The organism is Kitasatospora sp. NBC_00315 (assembly GCF_041435095.1).
Taxonomy (GTDB): Bacteria; Actinomycetota; Actinomycetes; order Streptomycetales; family Streptomycetaceae; genus Kitasatospora.
In genome coordinates, this window is sequence record NZ_CP108025.1 from 7866357 (window position 1) to 7890213 (window position 23857).

Consider the following 23857-nt stretch of genomic DNA (forward strand, 5'->3'; position numbering starts at 1 on the left):
GCCGAGTCCGCGCGTTCGCTCGACAGCTCGACAGCTCGACAGCTCGACAGCTCCACGGCTCCACGGCTCGTCCGTTCCGTGTCCGCTGGCCACGGTGGCCGCCTTGGCACTGTGCCTGCGGAACAGGGCCCACAGCGGAGAGACTTGCGGCGTCGGTGGCCCGCTCCACCGACGCCGGTGACGCCGATCCCCGCGTCGCCCCGCCGAACCACCATGAAGGAGAACCCGATGGACATCGCCCTCGCGAAGGACTGGATACAGGCCATCGCCGCCGCGATGGACACCCACAAGGACCGGCTCACCCAGCTGGATTCGGCGATCGGCGACGCCGACCACGGCGCCAACATGAACCGCGGCTTCTCGGCCGCACTCGCCGCGCAGGAGTCCTTCGAGGAGGACGAGGTCGGCCGGCTGCTGGTCAAGATCGGTACCACCCTGATCTCCAGCGTCGGCGGCGCCTCCGGCCCGCTGTACGGCACCGCGTTCCGCGCCGCCGGCCGGGCCCTGACCACCGCCGAGCCGGATCCCGCCGAGTTCCTCGCCGCGCTGCGCACCGGGCTCGACGCCGTCCAGTCCCTCGGCGCGGCCGCGCCCGGTGACAAGACCCTGGTGGACGCCTTCCTCCCCGCACTGGACGCCTTCGAGGACGCGCTGCGCACCGGTGGCGACCTCGCCGACGCCTGCGCCCGGGCCGCCCGCGCCGCCGAGGAGGGCGCGCGCGCGACCATCCCGCTGCAGGCCCGCAAGGGCCGCGCGTCCTACCTCGGCCCGCGCAGCATCGGCCACCAGGACCCGGGCGCCACCTCCACCGCGTTGATCTTCGGCGCCCTCGCCACGGCGGCGGCCGCCCGATGACACGTCAGTCCTTCACCGGCCGGGCCGCCGCCGCCGGGGTCGCGCTGGGCCTGCTGCACCGGCCGGATCGCCCGCCGACCGTCCCGCGGCCCCGCCGCCCCGGCACCGGACCGGCCGCCGAGGTGGAGGACGCCTTCGACGCGGTGGCCAAACACCTCGCGGTGCTCTCCGACTCGCTGCGCAGCGGCGGCAGGACCGAGCAGGCCGACATCATGGAGGTCAACAGCTACCTCGCCCAGGACCCGGACCTGCGTGCCTCGGCCGCCCGCCGGGTGGCCGAGGGCGCGGCGCCGGCCGTCGCCGTCCAGGACGCCGTCAGCCAGTACGCGGACCTGATCGGGGCGCTGGACGACCCGGCCCTCGCCGAGCGCGCCACCGACATCCGGCAGGTCGGCCGCCGGGCGCTCGCCTGGCTGCAAGGGGCCGATCTCGCGGCCCCCGCCGGGCCGCTCGTCCTGCTGGCCCACGAGATCGGCGCCGCCGACCTGCTCGAACCCGGCACCGAGGTGGTCGCCGCGGTCTCGGTCACCGGCGGCCCCAACTCGCACGCGGCCATCGTCGCCCGGTCGCTCGGCATCCCGCTGCTGCTCGGGCTCGACCCGGCCGTGCTGGAGCTGTCCGACGGCGCCGAGGCGGTGGTCGACGCGGCCGGCCCGCACATCACCGTCCACCCCGCCCCCGCCGAGCGGGCGCTCGCCCTCGCCGCGATGGACGCCGCCCGCAGCCGCCGGGTCGCCCTGGCGGCGGAGCGCCACCTGCCCTGCGAGACACTCGACCGGTACAGCGTGATCCTGCGCGCCAACATCGCCACCGCCGAGGACGCGGCTTCGGCGGTGCGGGCGGGGGCCGACGGCGTCGGCCTGATGCGTACCGAACTCCCCTTCCTGGAAGCGCGGTCCTGGCCCACCGAGGCCGAGCACGCGGCCGCTCTCACGCCCGCGCTGCGCCTGCTCGCCGGTCGGCCGGTCACCGTACGGACCCTCGACTTCGCGGACGACAAACTGCCGCCGTTCCTCACCGCGCGCGCCGACGGATCGGGCGTGGGGCGGATCGGGCGGGGGTTGCCGCTGATGCTGGCCAGGCCGGACGCCTTCGCGGCCCAGTTCCGCGCCGTGCTGATCGCGGGCGCCGGCACCGATCTGCGGATCATGATCCCGATGGTGGCCACCGTGCGGGAGCTGCGGGCCTGCCGGGAGCTCCTGCACGCGGCGGCGGAGGATCTCGGCGTCCCCGCTCCGCCGATCGGTGCCATGATCGAACTCCCGGAGGCGGTGGCGATCGCCGACGAGCTGGCCCGGGAGGCGGCGTTCCTCTCCATCGGCAGCAACGACCTGACCGGGCAGATCCTGCGCCTGGACCGCCGCGATCCGGCTGCCACCCCGGCGCTCACCGCGCACCCCGAGGTGCTGCGGGCCGTCGCGCAGGTCGTCGAGGCCGCGCACCGCCACCGCCGCCAGGTCTCGGTCTGCGGCGACGCCGCCGCGCACCCCCTGGTCATGCCGCTGCTGGTCGGTCTCGGCTGCGACATCCTCTCCGCCGCGCCGGCCGTCCTGGACGAGATCAGGGCACGGATCCGCCGCCTCGACTCCGAGACCTGCGCGATGGCGGCCCGTGAGGCCCTCGCCGCGGGGACGGTCGAGGAGGTCTGGCAGATCGTCGAGGAGCGCTGCTCCCCGTCACTGCCGTAGGCCCACGACCGCGCCTGCCGCACCGACCGCGCCGGCGGCGGAGCCGCAGGCGCGGTCGTACGGGCGCGTTCACGGTGGGGTGCCGGCCCACGCGCGGGCCGGCACCCCACCCGGGGGACGTGCGCGCCCCCGGTGGGACGGTCAGCGGGTCGCCTTTCGGCGTCCCCAGGCCGGGGCCACCAGGGCGACCAGCAGGACGGCGAACCCGATCTGGAGGATGTGACGCGTCCAGTCGATGCCCGAGGTGTGGGCCACGCCCAGCCAGCCGGCGACGGCGTTGCCGAGCAGGGCGCCGGCTGCGCCGAGCAGCATCGTCAACCACCACGGGATGGACTGGGGGCCACGCAGGATCAGCTTGGCGATGAGGCCGAGGATGAATCCGATCAACAGAATCCAGAGCAGTTGGAACACGATTGCCCTCCGGTCCGTCCGCCGCACCGCCGTGGGGTCCGCCGACCGGCGGACGCCGGTGCGCTGGCTTCCGCGCACGGCCGGTCGGCAACGACCGCGGCGGCACCGCCGGTCGGCGGCGTGATCACCAGCATCGCCCGTCCGGACGGATTCGGCACGTTCGCGCGGCGCCGCGCCCGGCAGGCCCCTCCTCGGTGCGGGCCCGCCGGGACCGTCCGTGCCAGGGCTCGCCCCGGCGGTTCACCTCCGACCACCCTGCTCGCTTCGTGGTGTGTCGGTGCCGGTGCCGGGTGGGTCTAGGGGAGGTTGCGGGCCATGACGATGCGCTGGATCTGGTTGGTGCCCTCGTAGATCTGGGTGATCTTGGCGTCGCGCATCATCCGCTCCAGGGGGTAGTCGCGGGTGTAGCCGTAGCCGCCGAGGAGCTGGACGGCGTCGGTGGCGATCTCCATCGCGGCGTCGGAGGCGAAGCACTTGGCGGCGGCGCCGAAGAAGGTGAGGGACTCCTCGCCGCCTCCGCCGGAGCTGCGCTGGGAGCGGGCGGCGGCGGCGTAGGTCAGCTGGCGTGCCGCCTCCAGCTTCATCGCCATGTCGGCGAGCATGAACTGCACGCCCTGGAACTCGCCGATCGGCTTGCCGAACTGCTTGCGCTCCTTGACGTAGCCGGCGGCGTAGTCCAGCGCGCCCTGGGCGATGCCCAGGGCCTGCGCGGCGATGGTCACCCGGGTGTGGTCGAGGGTCTTCATCGCGGTGGCGAAGCCGGTGCCCTCCTCGCCGATCATCCGGTCGGCGGGAATGCGGACGTTGTCGAAGTAGACCTCCCGGGTCGGGGAGCCCTTGATGCCGAGCTTCTTCTCCGGCGCGCCGAAGGACACGCCCTCGTCGCCCTTCTCCACCACGAACGCCGAGATGCCGCGCGAGCGCTTCTCCGGATCGGTGACGGCCATCACCGTGTAGAACTCGGAGACGCCGGCGTTGGTGATCCACCGCTTGACGCCGTTGAGGACCCAGAAGTCACCGTCGCGCACCGCACGGGTCTTCATCCCGGCGGCGTCCGAACCCGCGTCCGGCTCGGACAGGCAGTAGGAGAACATCCCCTCCCCACGGGCCAGCGCACCCAGGTACCTGCGCTTGAGCTCCTCCGAACCGGACAACTGCACCGGCAGCGAGCCGAGCTTGTTGACCGCCGGGATCAACGAGGACGACGCGCACACCCGCGCGACCTCCTCGATCACGATGACCGTCGCCAGCGCGTCCGCACCCGCACCGCCGTACTCCTCCGGCACGTGCACCGCGTGCAGGTCACTCCCCCGCAACGCCTCCAACGCCTCGTCCGGGAACCGGCCCTGCTCGTCCACGTCCGCCGCGAACGGCGCGATCTTCGCCTCGGCCAGCGAGCGCACCGCCTCCCGGAGCATCTCGTGCTCCTCGGTGGTCCGGAAGAGGTCGAAGTCCTGGTTCATCGCATGGCTCCTCAGAGAATGGCACTCAGTACCCTCGATTATGCACATTCAGTGCCGTTCGGCCCAGAAATCGCGGGTACTGAGTGCTACCGTCCCTGCATGAGCGAGGCGCAGAAGCAGCAGCAGGCCCCGGCGGTCGCCACCGCCCGGCCGACGATGAGGGACGCGTTGGTCGAGGCGGCCTTCCGGCTCTTCATGGAGCGCGGGTTCGAGCAGACCACCGTCGACGACATCGTCGCGCTGGCCGGGGTCGGGCGCCGCTCCTTCTTCCGGCACTTCCCCTCCAAGGAGGACGTGGTCTTCCCCGACCACGAGGGCAGCCTCGCGGCGATGACCGCGCAGCTGCGCGAGGCGGACGACGACGGAGACCCGGTGGAGCAGGCCTGCGCCGGCGCCCGGCTGGTGCTGCAGGCCTATGCCGCCAACCCCGCCTTCTCGGTGCAGCGCTACCTGCTCACCCGCAAGGTCCCGAACCTGCGCGCCTACGAGCTCTCGGTGGTCTGGCGCTACGAGCGGGCGATCGCGGACCACCTGCGGGCCCGCTACGCGGCCCGGGGCGACGGCGCCCTGCGCGCCGACGTGATCGCCGCCGCGGTGGTGGCCGCGCACAACCACGCGCTGCGGGTCTGGCTCCGCTCCGGCGGCGAGGGCGACGTGGAGGAGTCGGTCGACCGGGCGCTCGACTTCGTGATCGACACCTACAGCGAGCAGCGCCGCCCGGGGCCCGCGGAGGCGGCCGACGAGGAGGTGGTCGTCGTGATCGCCAAGCGCGGCGCGCCGATGTGGCGGGTGGTGCAGGGGGTGGAGTCGGCGCTGGAGGGGTGACGGACGGCGGCGCCGGGCGGGTGGCGGCGGCGTGGGTCCGGGCCCCCGACAGAAGAGGGAACTCAGTGCCTTTACGTATGGGCACTGAGTGCCATATGGTCGCCGGGAAGACGTCATGAGCGCGGGTCGGGCGGGCGGCTCCACCGAGGGCCGGCGGAGGCCGAGCGCGTCCGTGCAGGGAGCGAGGGCACGGACGGCGGGCCGGTGCAGGACCGGACCTCCCCGAGGCGCTCGATCCTGTTCTCCTCACCCCCAGGGAGCCACCATGGAACTCGTCATCGCCGCCCCCGAGAGCTCGGCGCCGGTCGGCGGCCCGGTCCTCACCGAGCCGCAGCCGTCCGCCGGCGTCGTCGAACTGCGGTACCGGCTCTGCCGGTGGTGCCACGCGGCGACCGTGCCGACCGGCCTGCTGTGCCGGGTCTGCGGCTCCGCCGACCTCGCCGAACAGCGCAGCAACGGCAACGGTAACGTGCAGCGACTTCTGCCGCCCGCCCAGCGCGGCCACCAGCGCCTGATGCCGTACGTCGTCACCCTCGACGAGGGTTTCGCCGTGCGGGCCGCGGTGGTGGGCGGACTGCCCGGAGCCGTCACGCCCGGCACCCGCGTCCAGCTGGCCACCGCGCCCGGCGCGGGCAGGATGCTCACCTTCAAGATCGCCACCGAGCAGGTCTACGTCCACCTCCGTACCCCCGACCCGGCGGCCGGGCGATTCGCGATGCGCTCGGACATGTGGGAGGTCTGAGCCGGGGCCCCGGTGCCCGGCCGGCCCGCCGGTCCGGCGCGGCGGACCGCGCCCGGGGGTAGCCCTCGCGGGGGCGTGGAGCCGGGCCGCTCCGGCCTCCGCCCGCCCTGCCGTCCGCCGCCTCGTCCACCCCCCGACCTGTGCGCCGGCCGCCCTCCCCGCCGCTCCTGCCGGTCGCAGCCGCCCGTCGGCGGGTGGCTCCGGAGCCTTGACGCGATCAATGGTCTATGCCAATCTCCGTGCAGGTCCGGAGCGCGGGACGGGATCCGGACCGGCGAGCCACGTCCTGACGAACCGTCAGTGGAAGGTCGCTCCACGGGGGAAGGATGGGCACGAGGTGACCCTGGCGGCTTTTGCGGCGGCGACGTCCTGTGCCCAGGGTGGCACGCTGAGATTCACGGTGACCGGGCAGGGGCCCGGACGGGTGAGCGTCGAGGACGCCGTGGACGGTCGTCCGGTCCACCAGGAGGACGTCACCCCCGGGTCGTGGGAGCTCGCGATCCCGAACCACTGGCGCAGCTCGCTCTACCGCGCGGTGTTCTCCCCGGGGGAGGGCGAGCGCGGTGAGGTCTGGTTCGTGGTCCGTCCGGGTGAGTCCGCGCCGCGTTCGGCGGTCCTGCTCTCCGTCCCGTTCGCCACCTGGCAGGCGTACAACCGCGCTGGTGTCCCCGGCGAGGGCCTGTACTGGACGGAGGATCCGGATCGCGCCACGCGGGTCAGCTTCGACCGGCCCGGGGGCGGCCCGCCCCCCGAGCGCTGGGAGGACGGCCTGATGCGCTGGCTCCGCGCGCACGGCCCGGATGTCGACTACTGCTCCAACCTGGATCTCCACCTGGATCCGCGGGTGCTCCTGCAGTACCGCTTGCTCGTCGTGAACGGCCATGACGAGTACTGGAGTTGGGAGATGCGCGACCGGGTGGAGGGGTTCGTGAGAGCGGGCGGCAACCTGGCCGTGTTCGGTGCCAACACCGCCTGGTGGCAGATGCGGCTGGAGGACGGCGGGCGGACCATGGTCTGCCATCGGGACGCCGCCACCGACCCGGTGACCCGGCTCGCGCCGGAGCGGGCCACCGTGGAGTGGTCCAGCGCCCCCGTGAACCGGCCGGAGAACGCGCTGACCGGCCTGAGCTTTCGCCAGGGGGCCGGCTGCTGGGGCCCGGGGATGTCCGAGATGTACCGCGAGTCGTACACCGCCGCGTTCGCCGGCCACTGGGTGTTCGAGGGCACCGGGCTCGCCGACGGCGACAGCTTCGCCCGGGGAGCGCTCGGCTACGAGACCGACGCCGCCGATCTGGACTTCGCCGAGGGCGTGCCGGCCGCCACCGGGCGCGACGGCACCCCCGCCTCGTTCGCCGTGCTGGCCACCGCCGATCTGCGGCACTGGGACGCGTACGGGCAGGGCGGCTGGGCGGTGATGGGCGTCTTCGACTCCGGCGCCGGTACGGTGTTCAACGCCGGTACGGTCAACTGGGGCGCCGCGCTGGCCGATCCGGTGGTCGAGCGGATCACCCGCAACGTGCTGGACAGACTCTCCGCCCCGCCCCGGGGGGACCGCTGGACGGTGCTCGGCAGCGCGCCCGGAGCCACCGCACTGGCGGGAGCCGGAGCCTGGCTGTTCGCGGCGCTGCCGGACGGGTCGCTCGGGGTCCGGGCCGCCGGCCCGCAGAACCTTCCCTTCCGGCCGGTCGGGCCCGCCGACGGCCTGCTCGCACTGGCGGCCCCCCGCGAGGCGGTGGTCGGCGGCCCGTTCGCGCTGTACGCGGCGGACCGGTCCGGACGGCTGCTGATCCGCCCGGCCCGCCCGGAGAAGGCCGACTGGACGCGGATCGACCGCTGCCCGCCCGGGACGTTCGCGCTCGCGCTCTGCGACGGGCGGCTCTTCGCCCTGGACGGGCGGGGCGCCCTGTGGACCGCGCCCCAGGGCGCCCCGGCGGACGGCGCCGCCCGCGACTGGACCGAGCTCCACGCACCGTCCGGGCTGCGGACCCTGACCGCCGTCAACGGCCGGCTCTACGCGTCGGACGCGCGGGGCGCACTGCTGCACCGTCGTCCGGACCGGTGGGACGGGTGGCACCGGCTCGGCCCGGCGGACGGCAGCGTGCTGCTGGCCGGACAGGCCGGACGGCTGGTGGGTCTCGGCGCGGACGGCCTGCTGCGCTCGCGCGGCGTACTGCCGGAGACGAGCACCGCCACGGAACGGGCCGGCAGTCCGGCCCGGAGCACGCTGACGGAACAGCTGAGTCGTCCGGCCGGGCCGGACGGAGTGAGGAGAGCGGGGCATGGCGCAGCCAGTGGCTGACGGACGGGTCCGCCGGGTGCCGGTGGAGTTCCACGCGGGGCGCCCGGACGGGGGGTCGGCGCCGGCGAGCGCCCCGCTGACCTGGGGCCAGCGGGCCATCTGGTCGGCGATCGAGCGGACCAGACCGGGGGACCGGTACTTCAACTTCTCCCGGACGCTGACGCTGCCGCGCCGCTACGACCTCGACCAGGTGCTGGCGGCGATCCGGTTCGTCCTGGAGCGCCACGAGTCGCTGCGGACCAGGCTGGTGGCAGGCGGGGGCGACCCGCGGTCGGCGGCCGGCGGGGCGCCGCGGGCGACGTCGGCCGGGGGTGAACCGCGACAGCTGGTGAGCCACGACGGGGTGGTCGAGGTCGAGGTGGTGGAGGTCCCGGCCGGCGACCGTGAGGCGGGGGCCCGGGTGGCCGACCGCCTGACGGCCCTGGGCTTCGACTACGAGCGGGAGTGGCCGGTGCGGATCGCCGTCCTGGTCCGCGACGGCGTCCCGGTCGAACTGGCGCTGGGATTCTGCCATCTGGCCGCCGACTACGAGGGCACCGGGTTCCTGCTGCGCGACCTGCGGGCCGCACTGGCCGGCCGTACCGCCGCCCTCCCGCCGGCCCCGACACCGTCGGAGCTGGCGCTCCACCAGGAGTCACCCGAAGGGCGCCGGTTCGCCGAGGCAGCCGCTGCCCACTGGGCCCGGTCGTACGCCGCGATCCCGGTCTCGATGTTCACCGAGCAGCTCTTCGCGCCGGCCGAACCACGCTACCAGCGGATGGAGTTGATCTCACCGGCGGTGGCGGCCGCGCTGCCGTCGGTGGCCGCGCGCCTGGCGGTCGGCAGTTCGACGGTGTTGCTGGCGGCGGCCGGCGTGGTGCTGCGCGCCCACACCGGGCACGACACCTGCGCGCTGCTGGCGATCGCCGGCAACCGGATCGCCCCAAGGACGCGCGAGATCGTCTCCACGATGTCCCTGGAGGCGCTGGTGGTGATGCCGTTCGCGGGAGTGACGGGCTTCGACGAGGCGGTCCGCGTCACCGGTCGGGCGGCGATGGCCGGCTACCGGTTCGGCCTGTACGACGAACGCGACCGGGACGACGTGGTGGCCGCCGAGAGCGCCCGGCGGGGGGAGCCGGTGCACCCGTACGCCTGCGTCAACGACCTGCGCGGTGCCGGGCAGGGCCGGGGTTCGGAACGTCCGGCGGAGGGCGTGCGGCCGGCGGAACTGCTGGACGCCGCCGAGCTGGTGGAGCTGTCGCCGCTGGAGCAGCTGAGCTGTCGCTTCTGCCTGCACTTCGCCGACGCCCCGGGTGGGCTGTCCGTCCGGCTGACCGCGGACACCGGCTTTCTGCCGCTGCCCGCGATGGCCGGATTCCTGCGGCAGGTGGAGCGGCTGGTGGTCGACGCGTACGAGGGCGACGTCGCACTGGACACCCTGGGTGAGGGTACCTGGGAACATCCTGGAAGATCCTTGACCCTCTGAGATGGTCTATGCCAATCTCTCACCAGGTCTGGACCAGTTGTCTCGCGTCGAGGTGACCGGGTCGGCCGGATGATCGACGGGGAGAGTGTCAAGTTCCATGCGCAGCAACAGATCCGACGAACCTGAAAGAGCCGCCGGTCGGCCGGTCGGCCGGACCGTGCACGAGCTGCTGGAGATCAGATCACAGCTCCAGCCGGAGCGGGTGGCGATCGCCACCGACGACGGCCGGGCCCTCACCTTCGCCGAGTGGCACACCGGCGCGCGGGTGCTGGCCGGCGCCCTGGTCCGCCGAGGCATCGGGCGCGGTGATCGGGTGGCGCTGCGCTTCGGGTTGCGGGACTGGCCGGAATTCGCGCGCTGCTACTGCGCGGTGACCATGGCGGGAGCGGTCGCGGTACCGGTCTCCGACCGCCGGCCCGCCGAGGCCCTCCGGTATCTGCTCGACCACTGCGGGGCGGCCGCTCTGCTGACGGCCCCGGGCGGCGACACCCCGGACGGCCCCTGGTGGACGGCCGGCCCCGAGGAGCTGGCGGCCGAAGGCGCCGGTGAGCAGGCCGAGTTGCCCGTGGTGCGCGCCGAGGATCCGGCCCAGCTGCTCTACACCTCCGGAACCACCGGCCGGCCCAAGGGGGTTCTGGCCACTCACGGGAACGTCACCCACGGCACCCGGCCCACCGCCCGGCATCGTCCGCTGGCCCACTCGGAGCAGTTCGTCCACTCCTTCGCGGTCGGTACCAACGCCGGGCAGACCATGCTGGTCAACGCGCTCGACGCGCACCCGGGAGCGCTGGTCCTGAGCCACTTCACCCCGGGCCGGTTCGCCCGGCTGATCGAACAGCGCTCGGTGGGCAGTGTGTTCGTGGTGCCGGCGATGGCCGCCGAACTGCTGCACGCCAAGGTCCAGACCCGCTTCGACCTCTCCTCGGTCCGCCTGCTCGGTTCGACGGCCGCCGCCCTGCCGCCCAGCGTGGCGACCGCGCTCACCGAGGCATTTCCCAACGCCACCGTGGTCAACTACTACACCTCCACCGAGGCCGCGCCCGCGCAGACCGCGATGATCTACGATCCGGGCCGCCCGACCGCCCTCGGCCGCGCCGCCCGCGGATCGGTCATGGTGGCCGGTCCCGACGGACAGCCACTGCCGGCCGGCGAGTCCGGTGACGTCCACCTCCGGTCGCCCGGCGCCCAGCGCTCCTACTACCGCGACGCGGAGGCCGGCGCCGCCGTCTTCCGCACCGGCTGGGTCCGGATGGGCGACGTCGGCTATCTCGACCCGGAGGGCTACCTGCACCTGGTCGACCGCGAGTCGGACGTCATCAAATCCGGCGCCCACAAGGTCTCCACGCTCCAGGTCGAGGCGGCCGCGCTGGAGCATCCGGCCGTCGCCGAGGTGGCCGTGGTCGGGCTCCCGCACCCGGTGCTCGGGATGAGTGTCGGCGCCGTCGTCGTCCCGGTCGAGGGCGTGCCCTTCGACCCCGCGGCCCTGCGCGCCTTTCTCGGGCAACGACTGGCCGCCCACGAGATCCCTGCCCGGATCGCCACCGCCGGGCGGCTGCCGCGCAACGAGGGCGGCAAGCCGCTAAAGGGCGCCGTCCGCGACCTGCTGACCGTCCGGGCCTGACCGACCGGCCGAGCCGTCGTCGCGGACGGCCCCGCCCGCTCCGGCCGCCCGCACCGTCCGTGCCCCGTCACCTTCCTCCGTACCGCCGTCACCGTTTCCGTACCCGCGTCACCGCCCGTGCCCCGTCACCGCCCGTACCGCCGCCACCGGCCTCCCGACCCGCTGCCGCGTTCGCACGCGACCGGGGGCCGGCCCGGCGCGTGCGCCGGGACGCCGGGGCCCGACGCGGCGCCGGGATCCCACGAAGCCCCCTCCCCCCGAGCCCGAAGTGAGCAGTCGATGCCCGACCAGATTCCGGAACGGACCGCCACCCCCGCCAGCCCGGCCCAACAGGGCGTCTGGCTGACCGAGCGGCTGGCCGCGGCCGGCGCGAGCTACCACATGCCGGTGCGGATCAGCTTCGAACGTGTCGACCCGGCCGCCCTGTGCGCGGCCTGCGACGCCCTGGCGGCCCGGCACCCCGCGCTCGCTTCGGTCTTCGCCGAGCAGGACGGCGAGCTCGTCCTCCTGCCGTGTACGGAGCCCCTCGCCCTCACCGAGGTCGACGCCCGGACGGCCGGGGCCGAGGCGCTGGCCGAGCTGATCGCCGAGGAGAGCGCCCGGCCGTTCTCGCTGGACACCGGACCGCTCGCCCGCTTCACGCTGTACCACGGTGCCGACGGCCGGGCCGAGTTGCTGGTGGTCGTCCATCACGCGGTCTTCGACGGGATGTCCAAGGACGTCCTGGTCGCCGACCTCGCGGCCGGCTACAACGCGTCGGCCGCCGGCCGCCCGCTGCCCGGCCCCCGTACCGGCCCCGGCCCGGCCGCGCCCGGCCCCGACGCACAGTCGCTGCGACAGGCCGCCGAGTGGTTCGGCCCGCGCTGGTCCGACCCGTCGCAGGTGGTGCTGCCCGGCGCGCCGCGCGCCCGGCGCGAGGCCGGTCCCGGCGAGCAGGTCACCCGGCGGATCGACCCCGCCGCCCTGGCCGCGGCCGCCGGCGCGGCCGGTGTGACCGGCTTCGAGTTCCTGCTCACCGCCGTCCACACGCTGCTGCGGCGGTACGGCAACACGGACACCCCGATCGGGCTCTCGATGTCCACCCGGACGCCCGAACTCGCCGGTGAGATCGGCTGCTTCGTCACCGAGCTGCCGCACCACGCACCCGAGCCGGCCGAGCGGACCGGCTTCGCCGCCCACGCCAGGGCCGTCCGCGAGAGCCTGCGCGCGCTGTACAGATTCCGGAGCGTGCCGTTCGGTACGGCCGTGGGCGGCCTGAGCCCCCGGGTGGGACTGACCCCCGTCACCCTCGGCTACCGCAGGCGGGCCGCCGAGCCGCGGTTCAACGGCACCGGTTCGCAGGTGGACTGGATGGTCTTCAACCGGAGTGCCCGCAGTACCCTGCACGTCCAGGTCGTCGACGCCGAGGACGGCTGCACGGTCGGCCTCCAGTACGACCCGGCGGTGATCGCCCCCGAGGCGGCCCGCCGGATCTCCGCCCACCTGGACACCCTGCTCGCCGCCGCGATCGCCGATCCGCACGCCGAGGTGGACGAGCTGCCCCTGCTGGACGCCGACGAGTACCGGCTGGTCACCGAGACCTGGAACGCCACCGCGAGCGACTACCCGTCCGAGCGCACCGTGCTCGACCTCGTCGACGCGCAGGCCGCCCTTGCTCCCGGCGCGGTGGCCGTCACGGCCGCCGACCGCAGCCTCAGCCACCGCGAGCTGCGGGACCGCTCCGCGGCGCTGGCCGCCCGGCTGGCCGCCCGGGGCATCGGCAGTGGCGATCTGGTCGCGCTGCACCTGAACCGGACGACCGACCTCGTGGTCGCCCTGCTGGCGGTCCTGCGCACCGGCGCGGGCTACCTCCCGCTCGACCCCGGCTACCCGCAGGACCGCCTGGCCTTCGTGCTGGCCGACTCCGGCGCCAAGCTGCTGCTGGCCGACGACGAGCCCGGCGCCGAGGTGGCCGCGGCCGCGCCCGCCGTCCTGCGGCTCGACGCCCCCGCCACCGGCCCCGCCGCCGCGTACGCGCCGGGCACCGCACCGGCGGCCCTACCGGCGCCCGAGGACCGTGCGTATGTGCTCTACACCTCCGGGTCCACCGGTCGGCCGAAGGGTGTGGAGGTCGGGCACCGGGCGCTGGTGAACCTGCTGAGTTCCTTCGCCGAGCGGTTCGGTTCGGGGCCGGGGGACGTGTGGCTGGGGCTGACCTCGCTGTCCTTCGACATCTCGGCGCTGGAGATCTTCCTGCCGCTGATCACCGGTGGTCGCCTGGTGCTGGCCCCGGAGGGCCTGGCCACCGACGGCCCCGGACTGCTCGACCTGATCCGCACCGAGAACGTCACGCACGTCCAGGCCACCCCCTCCGGCTGGCGGGTGCTGCTGGCCGCCGAACCGGGCGCCCTCGGCGTGGTCGCACTGGTCGGCGGCGAGGCCCTACCGCTGCCGCTCGCCCGTGAACTGCGCGGCTGCGTCGCCCGGTTGTCCAACGTGTACGGGCCGACCGAGACCACCGTCTGGTCCACCTGCGCCGAGATCCCCGCCGATCCGGCCGCCGTCACCATCGGGCGGCCGATCGCCAACACCCGGGCCTACGTGCTCGACGGGCTGCGCCGCCCGCTGCCGGTCGGCGTGCCCGGGGAGCTGTACCTGGGGGGCGACGGCGTGGCGGACGGCTATCTGGGCCGGCCCGAGTTGACCGCCGAGCGGTTCGTGCGGGATCCGTTCGGTCCGGCGGGGGGACGGTTGTACCGGACGGGGGACCTGGCGGCCTGGACGGCCGACGGTGAGCTGGACTTCCTGGGGCGGATCGACAACCAGGTGAAGATCCGCGGCCACCGGATCGAACTCGGCGAGATCGAGGCCCGGTTGCTGGAGCACCCGGCCGTCGCCGAGGCCGCCGTCGCGGTCGACCGGGACGCGGCGGGTGAGCCCCGCCTGGTCGGCTACCTGGTGACGGCACCGGGCACCACCGAGCCGGCCGGCCCGGAGCTGCGCGCCCACCTGCTGCGGAGCCTGCCGGGTGCCATGGTGCCCCAGGTGTACGTCCCGGTCGCGGCGATGCCGCTGACCCCGAACGGCAAGCTGGACCGCCGCGCCCTCCCCGAGCCCCCGCAGACCGCCGCGGATGACGCCGCCGAGGGCCCCGCCGACCGGAGCGGGGACCCGGTGATGGGCGCTCTGCGGGAGATCTGGTCCGAGGTGCTCGGCGTGTCCGACATCGACGACGACGAGGATCTCTTCGACCTCGGGGCGCACTCGCTGACGATCATCCAGATCAGTGCGCGTATCCGGAAGTCGTTCGACGTGGACCTCGACTTCGACGTGTTCTTCGACTTCCCGACCGTGGCCGGCATCGCCGCGGCCGTCAAGGAGCAGCTGTGACCGACCACGACACCGCCGGGCCGGCCGCCGCCGACCCGCGCACCACCATCGCCGAGCTGCGCGGTGCCCTCGCCGAGCTGTCCGCCGAGGCCTGCGACGGCGAGCTGTCCGCCGCCGAGCTGCTGGCCGTCGCCGACTCCCCGTTCTTCGCCGTCGGAGTCGGCTCACTGGCCCAACTGCGTTTGCTGGACGCGGTGGAGAGCCGCTACGGCGTCTTCTTCGACCTGGGCGGCCCGACCGGGTTCCCGGAGAGCCTGGACGCCCTCGTCCGGTACCTCGCCGGCGAACTCGGCCTCGACGAAACGTCCGTGACCACTGCGGGAGAGACCGTATGAGCGAGACCCGGGCCGGCGCCGCCGCCCTCTCCGACGCCAGGCGCGCCCTGCTGGCCCAGCGGTTGCGTGGCTCCGCCGCCCCGGCCCAGGTGGTCGGGCGCCGTCCGGCGGGTACGGTGCCGCCGTTGTCCAGCGGGCAGGAGCGGCTCTGGTTCATGGAGCAGTTCGCGCCCGGGAGTACGGCCTACGCGCTCGCGCCCGCGCGGCGGTTGCGCGGCCCGCTGGACCGCTCCGCACTGGACGCCGCGCTGAGCGCGCTGTACGCCCGGCACGAGTCGCTGCGGATGGCCTTCCCCACCACCGAGGACGGCACCGCAGAGGTCACGATCGCCGAACCCGGCCCGCTCACCGCCCGGTACACCGACCTGGCGGCCCTGCCGGACGCCGAGGAACGGGCCGCCGAGCTGATCGGAGCCGCGGTGGCCGTGCCGTTCGACCTCGGCGCCGGCCCGCTGATCCGCGCCCTGCTGGTGCGGATCGGCGTGGACGACCACGTGCTCGCCCTGGTGATGCACCACATCGTCTGCGACGGCTGGTCGGTGGACCTGCTCCAGCGCGAGCTGGACGCCCTGTACGCCGAGTACGCCGACGGGGTACCGGCCGGACTGGCCGAACCGCAGGTGCAGTTCGGCGACTACGCGCTGTGGCAGCGCACCCGCCTGGAGGACGGTTCGCTGACCGCCGGACGCGACTACTGGCGTCACGAGCTGGCGGGCGTACCGGCGCTGGAGCTGCCCACCGACCGGCCGCGTCCGCCCGTGCTGACCTTCGAGGGCGCCGCGCACTCCTTCCGCTGGGGCCGGGAGCTCGCCGAGCGGCTCACCGAGGTCTCCCGCACGTACGGCGCGTCCACCTACATGACCGTGATGGCGGCGTTCCAGGTGCTGTTGGCCCGGCACAGCGGTCAGTCGGACTTCGCGGTCGGCTCGCCGGTGGCGGGTCGTCTGCATCGTGAACTCGAAGGTGTCGTCGGTGCGTTCGTGAACATGCTGCCGGTGCGGGCCCGTCTCGATGACGATCCGTCGTTCGGGCGGCTGGTGAGCCGGGTGCGTGAGCACACCCTGGACGCCTACTCCCACCAGGAGGTGCCGTTCGAGCAGATCGTCGCCGACCTCGACATCGATCGCGACGTCAGCCGGTCCGCGGTGTTCCAGGCCACCTTCGCCTTCCAGAACTACGGCGAACGGGGCGTGGGTACCACCCCCGACACGCTGAACCCCGAGATCTTCGGATATCGCGGCACCACCTCCCACTTCGATCTCGCGCTCTATCTCAGCGAACAGGAGGACGGCCTGTCAGGGCTGTTCACCTACCGTACGGATCTGTTCGACGCGGCGACGGTGGAGCGGTTCGCGGAGCGTTTCGAGTTGTTGGTGGTGGCGGCGTTGGCGGATCCGGATGTGCCGGTGTCGCGGTTGCCGTTGTTGGGTGCGGGTGAGTTGGCGTGTGTGGTGGGGGAGTGGGCGGTGGGGCCGGAGTTGCCGGTGGGTGGGCCGGTGACGTTGACGGGGTTGATCGCGCGCAGTGTGGAGCGGTGTCCGGATGAGCCGGCGTTGGTGTTCGAGGATCGGGTGGTGAGTTACCGGGAGTTGGGTGCGGGGGCGGATCGGTTGGCGTTGCGGTTGCGTGCTCTGGGGGTGGGGCGTGATGACCGGGTGGCGGTGTGTCTGGAGCAGTCGCCGGAGTTGGCGGTGGCGTTGGTGGGGGTGTTGAGGGCGGGGGGTTGTTATCTGCCGTTGGATCCGGAGGCGCCGTCGTCGCGGTTGGACGCGTTGGTGGCGGATGCGGGTGCGGTGGTGTTGGTGACGGATTCGTTGTTGGGGGTGCGGTTCCCGGGGTTCGCGGGGGCGCGGGTGTTGGTGGACGTGGATGCGGAGGTGAATGCGGACGTTGGCGGTGACGTCGGTGTTGGTGTGGGTGGGGCGTTGGGGGAGGTGTCGGGGCCGGGGGATCTGGCGTATGTGATTTATACGTCGGGTTCGACGGGTGTGCCGAAGGGGGTGGCGGTTCAGCATCGGGAGGTGGTGAATTATCTGGTGGGGGTGGGTGAGCGGTTGGGGGTGGTGCCGGGGTCGAGTTTCGGGTTGTTGCAGTCGTTGTCGTTCGATTTCAGTATCACGATGTTGTATCTGGCGTTGGGTTCGGGTGGGCGGGTGCATCTGTTGCCGCGGCGGATTGCGGGGGTGGAGTTGGCGGAGCGGATTGAGGCGTTGGGTGTTGATTATCTGAAGATGACGCCGTCGCATTTGGCGGCGTTGGGTGCTGATGTTTCGGTGGAGCGGTTGTTGCCGCGTCGGGCGTTGGTGCTGGGTGGTGAGGCGAGTGCGTTCGGGTGGGCGCGGGAGTTGGCGGCGTCGGGTCGGTGTGCGGTGTTCAACCACTACGGGCCGACGGAGGCGACGGTGGGGGTGACGGTGTTCGAGGTGACGGCGCCGGGTCCGTCGTCCTCGGGTTCGTCCTCGGGTTCGCCGTCGGGTTCGCCGTCGGGTTCGTCGTCGGGTGTGGTGTCGGGTTCGTCGTCGGGTGTGGTGTCGGTGGGGAGTACGCCGATCGGGCGGCCGTTGGCGGGGGCGCGGTGTTATGTGCTGGATGGGCATCGTCGTCCGGTGCCGCCGGGTGTGGTGGGGGAGTTGTATGTGGGTGGGGAGCGGTTGGCGCGGGGGTATCTGGGGCGGGGGGATCTGACGGCGGAGCGGTTTGTGGAGGATCCGTTCGGGGGTGTGGGTGCGCGGTTGTATCGGACGGGGGATCTGGCTCGGTGGCGGGGGGATGGTGAGCTGGAGTTCCTGGGTCGGGGTGATCATCAGATCAAGGTGCGTGGGTATCGGGTGGAGCCGGGGGAGATCGAGGCGGCGTTGACGGCGTTGCCGGGGGTGTCCCAGGCGGTGGTGGTGGCGCGGGGTGAGGGTGTCAGGCAGATGTTGGTGGCGTATCTGGAGTGTCCGGGGGGTGGGGTCGGGGCGGCGGGGGAGCTGCGGGCGGCGTTGGTGAGGGTGTTGCCGGATTACATGGTTCCGGCGCGGTATGTGGTGCTGGAGCGGTTCCCGTTGCAGGCGCACGGCAAGGTGGACCGCAAGGCGCTGCCCGCTCCGGAGGAGGGGCCGGTGGCCGGTTACCAGCCGCCGGCCACTGCGGAGGAGGAGTTGATCGCCGCGATGTGGGCCGATCTGCTCGATCGTCCGCGGGTCGGTGCGTCGGACGACTTCTTCGAGCTCGGCGGGCATTCGTTGCTGGCCACCCAGGTGGTCGCGCGGATGCGTCGGGCGTATCCCGACCTCCCGACCCCGATCGGGGTGATGGATCTCTTCCAGCACTCCACCGTCCGGGCGCTCGCCGCGTTGGTGGCCTCGCCGGACGCCGACCGGGGACCGCGCAAGCTGCTGCACCGCCTCACCCCGCAGCGGGAGGTCACCGCGAGCATCGTCTGTGCGCCCTACGGCGGCGGCAGCGCGCTCATCTACAAGCCGCTCGCCGACGCCCTGCCCGAGGACTGGGCGCTGCACTCGATCGCCGTCCCCGGCCACGAACTCGGCGAGCAGGCGCGCCCGTTCGACGAGATCGCGGCCGACTGCGCGCAGGAGATCCTGGACGACGTGCAGGGCAAGGTGGTGCTCTACGGCCACTGCGGTCTGGGCGTCATGCTCACCGTCGAGATCGCCCGCCGGCTGGAGGCCGCCGGGCGCGAGGTCGAGGCCGTCCACCTCGGCGGCATCTTCCCGTTCGCCCGCCCGAAGGGCCGGGGCGCCGCGCTGGCCGAGCGCTGGTCACGGGTCGCGGAGCGGCTGCGCAGCGACCAGGGCATGGTCAACGCCCTGACGGCGGCCGGTATGGACGTCGACGAGGTGGATCCCGAACAGCTTCGCCTGATCGTCGCCAACCGGCGCTCCGGCACCCGCGAGGCCGAACGGTACTTCAGCGAGCTCTTCGACAGCGAGGGCGGCGACCTCCGAGCGCCCGTCTACTCGGTGGTCGGGGACCGCGACCCGGCGACCGAGTTCTACCAGGAGCGGTTCCGCGAGTGGCACCGGATCACCGGCACCACCGGCGTGGTCGTCCTCGACGAGGCCGGGCACTTCTACCTCAAGTACCGGGCCGAGGAGTTGGCCCGGATCCTCACCACCGTGCACCGCTCGGTCGCGGACGGCACCGAGGACCGCCACCGGCGCACCGAGGACTCCACCTGGTGGCTGGAGGACGTCTCCCGCTCGGCCGGAGCGGCGCGGCAGGAGGCGACCGGAGCCGTCCGCCCCAGCATGGGCAGGTTCCTCACCGTCGCCTCCGGCCAGCAGATCTCCATCATCGGCTCGGCCCTCACCGAGTTCGCCCTGCCGATCTGGATCCTCCTGCGCACCGGCTCCCTCGCACAGTTCGGTCTGATGGCCGCGTTCGGGCTGGTGCCCGGGATCCTGGTGGCGCCACTGGCCGGCGCCGTGGTCGACCGCGGCGACCGCCGCCGCATCATGCTCCTCAGCGACCTGGCCGCCGGAGCCACCCAGGCGCTCACCCTGGCTCTGGCCCTCACCGGCACACTCCAGGTCTGGCACGTCTACATCCTGATCTCCGTGCTCTCACTGGCACTGACCTTCCAGCGCTTCGCCTGGGGCTCCGCGGTTCCGCAGCTGGTGCCCAAGCGCTACCTCGGCCGGGCCAACGGGGTGGTCCAGATGGCCTTCGGCTTCGCCCAGTTCCTGGTGCCGCTGTTCGCCGTCAAGCTGCTGGACGTCGTGGGCCTCAGCGGCATTCTGGCCTTCGACGTGGCCAGCTACGTCTTCGCGGTGGCCGTGGTGGCGCTGGTCCGCTTTCCCGGGGCGATGGCGTGGAGGCGCCGCGAGTCGGTGGGCGCCGAGATCCGGGCCGGGTTCCGCAGCTCGCTCGGCAGCCGGCACTTCCGCGCGATGCTGGTCTTCTTCGCGGTGCTCAACATCTTCCTCTCCCCGCTGTTCCTGCTCACCACGCCGCTGGTGCTCTCCTTCGGCACGCTCTCGGCCACCGGCTGGGTCGCCACCGGCGGTGGCGCGGGCGCCGTTCTCGGCGGTGTCACCCTGCTGGTCTGGGGCGGTCCCCGTCGCCGGCGGCTGCGCGGGGTGATGCTGGCCACCCTGGGCCTGGCGGCGGCGGCCTCGGTCACCGGCCTGCACGCCTCCCTCCCGGTGGTCGCCCTCGGGGCCTTCGGCATGGCCTTCGGGCTCGCCCTGGTGAACGGCGTCTACGCGACCATCATCCAGACCAAGGTCCCGCAGCGCTTCCACGGCCGGGTGATCGCCGTCAACACCATGGTCGCCTGGTCGACCCTGCCGCTCGGCTTCGCGGTGGTCGCGCCGTTCGGACCGAAACTCCTCCAGCCGCTGATGGACGAGCACGGCGCGCTCGCCTCCACCCTCGGCCGGGTGATCGGCACCGGCGAGGGACGCGGCATCGGCCTGCTCTACCTGCTCTTCGGCCTCGCCATGGCCCTGCTCGCGCTGGTCTGCCTGCGCGTGCCGGTACTGGCCCGGTTCGACCGGGACGTCCCCGACGCGCCGTCGGACGACCTGGTCGGCCTGGAGACCCTGCAAGCCCGTACCAGCACCGAGGTGTCCCGTGACCAGCCCTGACGCGCCCGCCGAGGCGCCCGTCCGCAGGTATCCGCTGACGGCCGAGCAGCGCCGGCTCTGGTTCCTCCAGATGCTCCGGCCGCAGGACGCCGGCTACAACATGTACCTGGCCCAGCGCTGGCGCGGACCGCTCTCCCTGCCCGCGCTGACCGCCGCGCTCGGCCGGCTGACCGCCCGCCACGAGGTGCTGCGTACCCGCTTCACACCGGCCGAGGACGAACCGGTCCAGCTGGTCGGGCCGGCGGTCGGGCCGGTCGTGGAGCTCGTCGACCTGACGGGCGGGGCGGAGGTCACCGAGGAGCTGATCACCGAGGTGGCCGGTCGACGCGCCAACGCGCCGTTCGACCTGGCCACCGGCCCCCTGCTGCGACCCACCGTCTACCGGCTGGGCCCGGACGACCAGGTCTTCACCCTGGTCATGCACCACATCATCTCGGACGGCTGGTCCGCCAAGCTGATGTGGGAGGAACTGCTCACCTGCTACCGGGCCGAACTCGACGGCCGGGAGCCGGAACTCGCGGAAGTCCGGATCCAGTTCGGCGACTACGCGGTGGCCGAGCGGGAGCGGCTGGCCGGGCCGGACGGTCAGGCGGCGTTCGACCACTGGTCCGAGAAACTGGCGGGGCTCCCGCCGCTGCTGCTGCCCACCGACCGACCCCGGCCCGAACACCTTCCCCACGATGCCGAGTTCGAGGTGGTCCGGCTGGACCACGACCTGACCGCCGGGATCGAACGGCTCGCCCGCGAGCAGCGCTGCACCACCTTCATGGTGCTGCTCGCCGCGTATCAGGTCCTGCTGTCGCGCTGGTCGGGCCAGGACGACTTCGCGATCGGCACCCCGGTGGCCGGCCGCAACGAGGTCGAACACGAGAGCATGCTCGGGTACTTCAGCAAGACCGCGCTCGTGCGGGCCGATCTGAGCGGCGACCCGGACTTCCGGACGGTGCTGCGCCGGGTACGCTCCGCCACCATGGGTGCGCTCGGCCACCAGGACGTGCCGCTGGAGCGGCTGATGGCCGCCCTGGGGATCGCCCGGGAGCGCAACCGGCCCCCGGTGTTCCAGACCCTCTTCGTGCTGCAGACCCAGAACGAGCTGGGTTCCACGACTGCCCGGGCCCCCGAGGGGGTGGTACTGGAGCCCGTCGACGCCGGATTCGCCCAGGCCAAGTTCGACGTCCTGCTGGACGTCTGGCGGGACGGCGACGGCATGCTCGCCTCCTTCTGCTTCAACCGCGCACTCTTCGACCGGCCCACCGTCGAGGCGGTCGGCGGGCGGTTCCGCGACCTGCTCGCGCGGGTGGTCGCCGATCCGCTGCAACCGGTGCACGGGGAGGGGCTCCTCGCCCCCGGGGAGCGGGCGCGCCTGCTGTCCCTCGGCACCGGACCGGCGCTGCCCGAGCACCTGCCCACCGCACTGGAGCGGTTCACCGCCGCGGCGGCGGCCCGGCCGCACGCGGTGGCACTGGAGTTCGACGGCGACACTCTCACCTACGCCGAACTCGACCGGCGCTCCTCGCTGCTCGGTGAGCGGCTCGGCGAGCGGGCCGGCGAGGTGGTCGCGGTCCGCATCGAGCCGTCCTTCGAGATGGTCACGGCCCTGCTGGCGATCTGGAAGGCGGGCGCGGGCTACCTGCCGCTGGACGCCGCGCACCCGGTGGAGCGGCTTCGGCACATGCTCCGCGACAGCGCGGCGACGCTGCTGCTGACCACCGAGGCGGACGGCTCCCTGGAGATCCCGACCCTGCTGGTGCCGCGCGGCCGGCCGGCCGGCACGCCGACCGGGCCGTCCGCGGCCGTGACCCGTGACGCGCCGGCCTACCTGCTCTACACCTCCGGCTCCACCGGCGTGCCCAAGGGCGTGCTGGTGGACCACGCGGCGCTGGCGGCGCGGGTGCACTGGATGGCCGGCGACGGCTACCGGCTGCGACCGGAGGACCGGGTGGTGCAGTTCGCCTCGATCGGGTTCGACACCCACGCGGAGGAGCTCTGGCCCGCGCTGGGGGCGGGTGCGCGCTGCGTGCTGCTGCCCGGCGGCGGCCGGATGCTGCCGGACTTCCTGCGGACCGCCCGCGCCGAGGGGATCACCGTCCTCGACCTGCCGACCGCCTACTGGCACGAACTGGTCGACCTCGGCGACGAGGTGGTGTGGCCCGCCGCGCTGCGGCTGGTCGTGCTGGGCGGCTCCGAGGCACGGGCGCAGGCGGTGGCTGCCTGGCGGCGCCGCCACGGTGACCGGGTCCGCCTGGTGAACACCTACGGGCCCACCGAGGCCACCGTGATCGCCACCAGCTGCGATCTGGGGGCCGGGGACGAGGAGGGGCGGCCACCGCTGGGCCGTCCGCTGCCGGGTGTGCGGGCGTACGTCCTGGACGCCGCACGGCGCCTGCTCGACTCCGGTGCGGAGGGTGAACTCGCGCTCGGCGGGGCCGGGTTGGCGCAGGGGTACCGGGGCCGGCCGGAGTTGACGCAGGAGCGGTTCGTCCCGGATCCCTTCGCGGCCCCGGGGGAGCGGATGTACCTCACCGGCGACCGGGTCCGCCGGCGCACCGACGGGCAGCTGGAGTTCCTCGGCCGGACCGACGACCAGGTGAAGATCCGCGGGTACCGGATCGAACCGGCCGAGATCGAGGCCGCCCTGACCGGCCACCCGGCCGTCGCCCGGGCCGCGGTGGTGGTCGCGGAGGGCAGCCGGCTGCTCGCGTACGCGATCGCCCGGCCGGGTGCCACCACGGATCCGGTGGCGCTGCGCGACCACCTCACGGGCCTCCTGCCGCCCTACATGGTCCCGTCCGGCATCGCCCTGGTCGACGCGCTGCCGCTGACCCCCAACGGCAAGCTCGACCTGGCCGCGCTGCCGCGGATCGACCCGGCCGCCGCCGTGGCAAGGGAGTACCTGGCCCCCCGGTCGGACGCCGAGTCGCTGATCGCGGACATCTGGCAGGAGGTCCTCGGGATCGACAGGGCCGGCGTGCTCGACGACTTCTTCGACCTGGGCGGGGACTCCCTGCTGGTCACCAGGGTGGTGGCCCGGATCCGGGCCACCGTGGGGCTGGAGGTCCAGGTCCGCGACGCCTTCGACAGCCCCACCCTCGCAGCACTCGCCGAGCGGGTGGAGGAACTGCTGATCGCCGAGATCGAGCAGTTGAGCGACGGCGAGGTGCAGAGCCTGCTGGAGTGAGACGGGCGCCGC

The 23857-nt window shown here is 73.5% G+C and carries 13 protein-coding genes; 11 read left to right on the forward strand and 2 right to left on the reverse strand.

Features of this window, described 5'->3' with window-relative positions; translation table 11 throughout:
* The first annotated feature begins 228 nt into the window (after nt 1-228).
* Entirely contained in the window at nt 229-855 is a 627-nt protein-coding gene (dhaL, locus tag OG823_RS32650; RefSeq protein ID WP_371483882.1) for a dihydroxyacetone kinase subunit DhaL, read from the forward strand.
* Nucleotides 852-2543, forward strand: coding sequence for a putative PEP-binding protein (locus OG823_RS32655; RefSeq protein ID WP_371483883.1), 1692 nt, complete (start codon nt 852-854; stop codon nt 2541-2543). The genes dhaL and OG823_RS32655 overlap by 4 nt, the downstream gene beginning before the upstream one ends.
* Before the next feature lie 141 nt (nt 2544-2684).
* Here OG823_RS32655 and OG823_RS32660 read toward each other — a convergent pair whose 3' ends face one another.
* Nucleotides 2685-2954 carry a GlsB/YeaQ/YmgE family stress response membrane protein gene (locus tag OG823_RS32660; protein ID WP_371483885.1) on the reverse strand — a complete coding sequence of 90 codons (270 nt, stop codon included), beginning with the start codon at nt 2952-2954 and terminating at the stop codon, nt 2685-2687.
* Nucleotides 2955-3250: 296 nt separating this feature from the next.
* Nucleotides 3251-4417: an acyl-CoA dehydrogenase family protein gene (locus OG823_RS32665; protein ID WP_371483886.1), complete on the reverse strand. Its 1167-nt coding sequence runs from the start codon at nt 4415-4417 to the stop codon at nt 3251-3253.
* A gap of 99 nt (nt 4418-4516) precedes the next feature.
* On the opposite strand from OG823_RS32665, the gene OG823_RS32670 reads away from it, so the two are divergent.
* From OG823_RS32670 to OG823_RS32710, 9 genes are all read left to right on the forward strand, one after another.
* Complete coding sequence (locus OG823_RS32670; protein ID WP_371483887.1) at nt 4517-5242, forward strand: TetR family transcriptional regulator; 726 nt, start codon at nt 4517-4519, stop codon at nt 5240-5242.
* 265 nt (nt 5243-5507) lie between these two features.
* Entirely contained in the window at nt 5508-5984 is a 477-nt protein-coding gene (locus OG823_RS32675; protein ID WP_371483888.1) for a hypothetical protein, read from the forward strand.
* A 424-nt stretch (nt 5985-6408) separates the two neighbouring features.
* The gene (locus OG823_RS32680) at nt 6409-8283 is read left to right on the forward strand and encodes a N,N-dimethylformamidase beta subunit family domain-containing protein (protein WP_371483889.1); all 1875 of its coding nucleotides are present in this window, start codon (nt 6409-6411) and stop codon (nt 8281-8283) included.
* Entirely contained in the window at nt 8264-9748 is a 1485-nt protein-coding gene (locus tag OG823_RS32685; RefSeq protein ID WP_371483890.1) for a condensation domain-containing protein, read from the forward strand. The genes OG823_RS32680 and OG823_RS32685 overlap by 20 nt, the downstream gene beginning before the upstream one ends.
* A 97-nt stretch (nt 9749-9845) precedes the next feature.
* Nucleotides 9846-11369, forward strand: a complete 1524-nt coding sequence (locus OG823_RS32690) for a class I adenylate-forming enzyme family protein (protein ID WP_371483891.1) — start codon at nt 9846-9848, stop codon at nt 11367-11369.
* A 279-nt stretch (nt 11370-11648) separates the two neighbouring features.
* On the forward strand, nt 11649-14738 hold the full coding sequence (locus OG823_RS32695; RefSeq protein WP_371483892.1) for an amino acid adenylation domain-containing protein: 3090 nt from the start codon (nt 11649-11651) through the stop codon (nt 14736-14738).
* The gene (locus OG823_RS32700) at nt 14735-15073 is read left to right on the forward strand and encodes an acyl carrier protein (protein WP_371483893.1); all 339 of its coding nucleotides are present in this window, start codon (nt 14735-14737) and stop codon (nt 15071-15073) included. The genes OG823_RS32695 and OG823_RS32700 overlap by 4 nt, the downstream gene beginning before the upstream one ends.
* Nucleotides 15070-20667 (forward strand): amino acid adenylation domain-containing protein, encoded by a 5598-nt coding sequence (locus tag OG823_RS32705; protein ID WP_371483894.1) that lies wholly within the window; start codon nt 15070-15072, stop codon nt 20665-20667. Before OG823_RS32700 ends, OG823_RS32705 begins: the two co-directional genes overlap by 4 nt.
* Nucleotides 20654-23845, forward strand: a complete 3192-nt coding sequence (locus tag OG823_RS32710) for an amino acid adenylation domain-containing protein (RefSeq protein WP_371483895.1) — start codon at nt 20654-20656, stop codon at nt 23843-23845. Before OG823_RS32705 ends, OG823_RS32710 begins: the two co-directional genes overlap by 14 nt.
* The last annotated feature ends 12 nt before the right edge of the window (nt 23846-23857 follow it).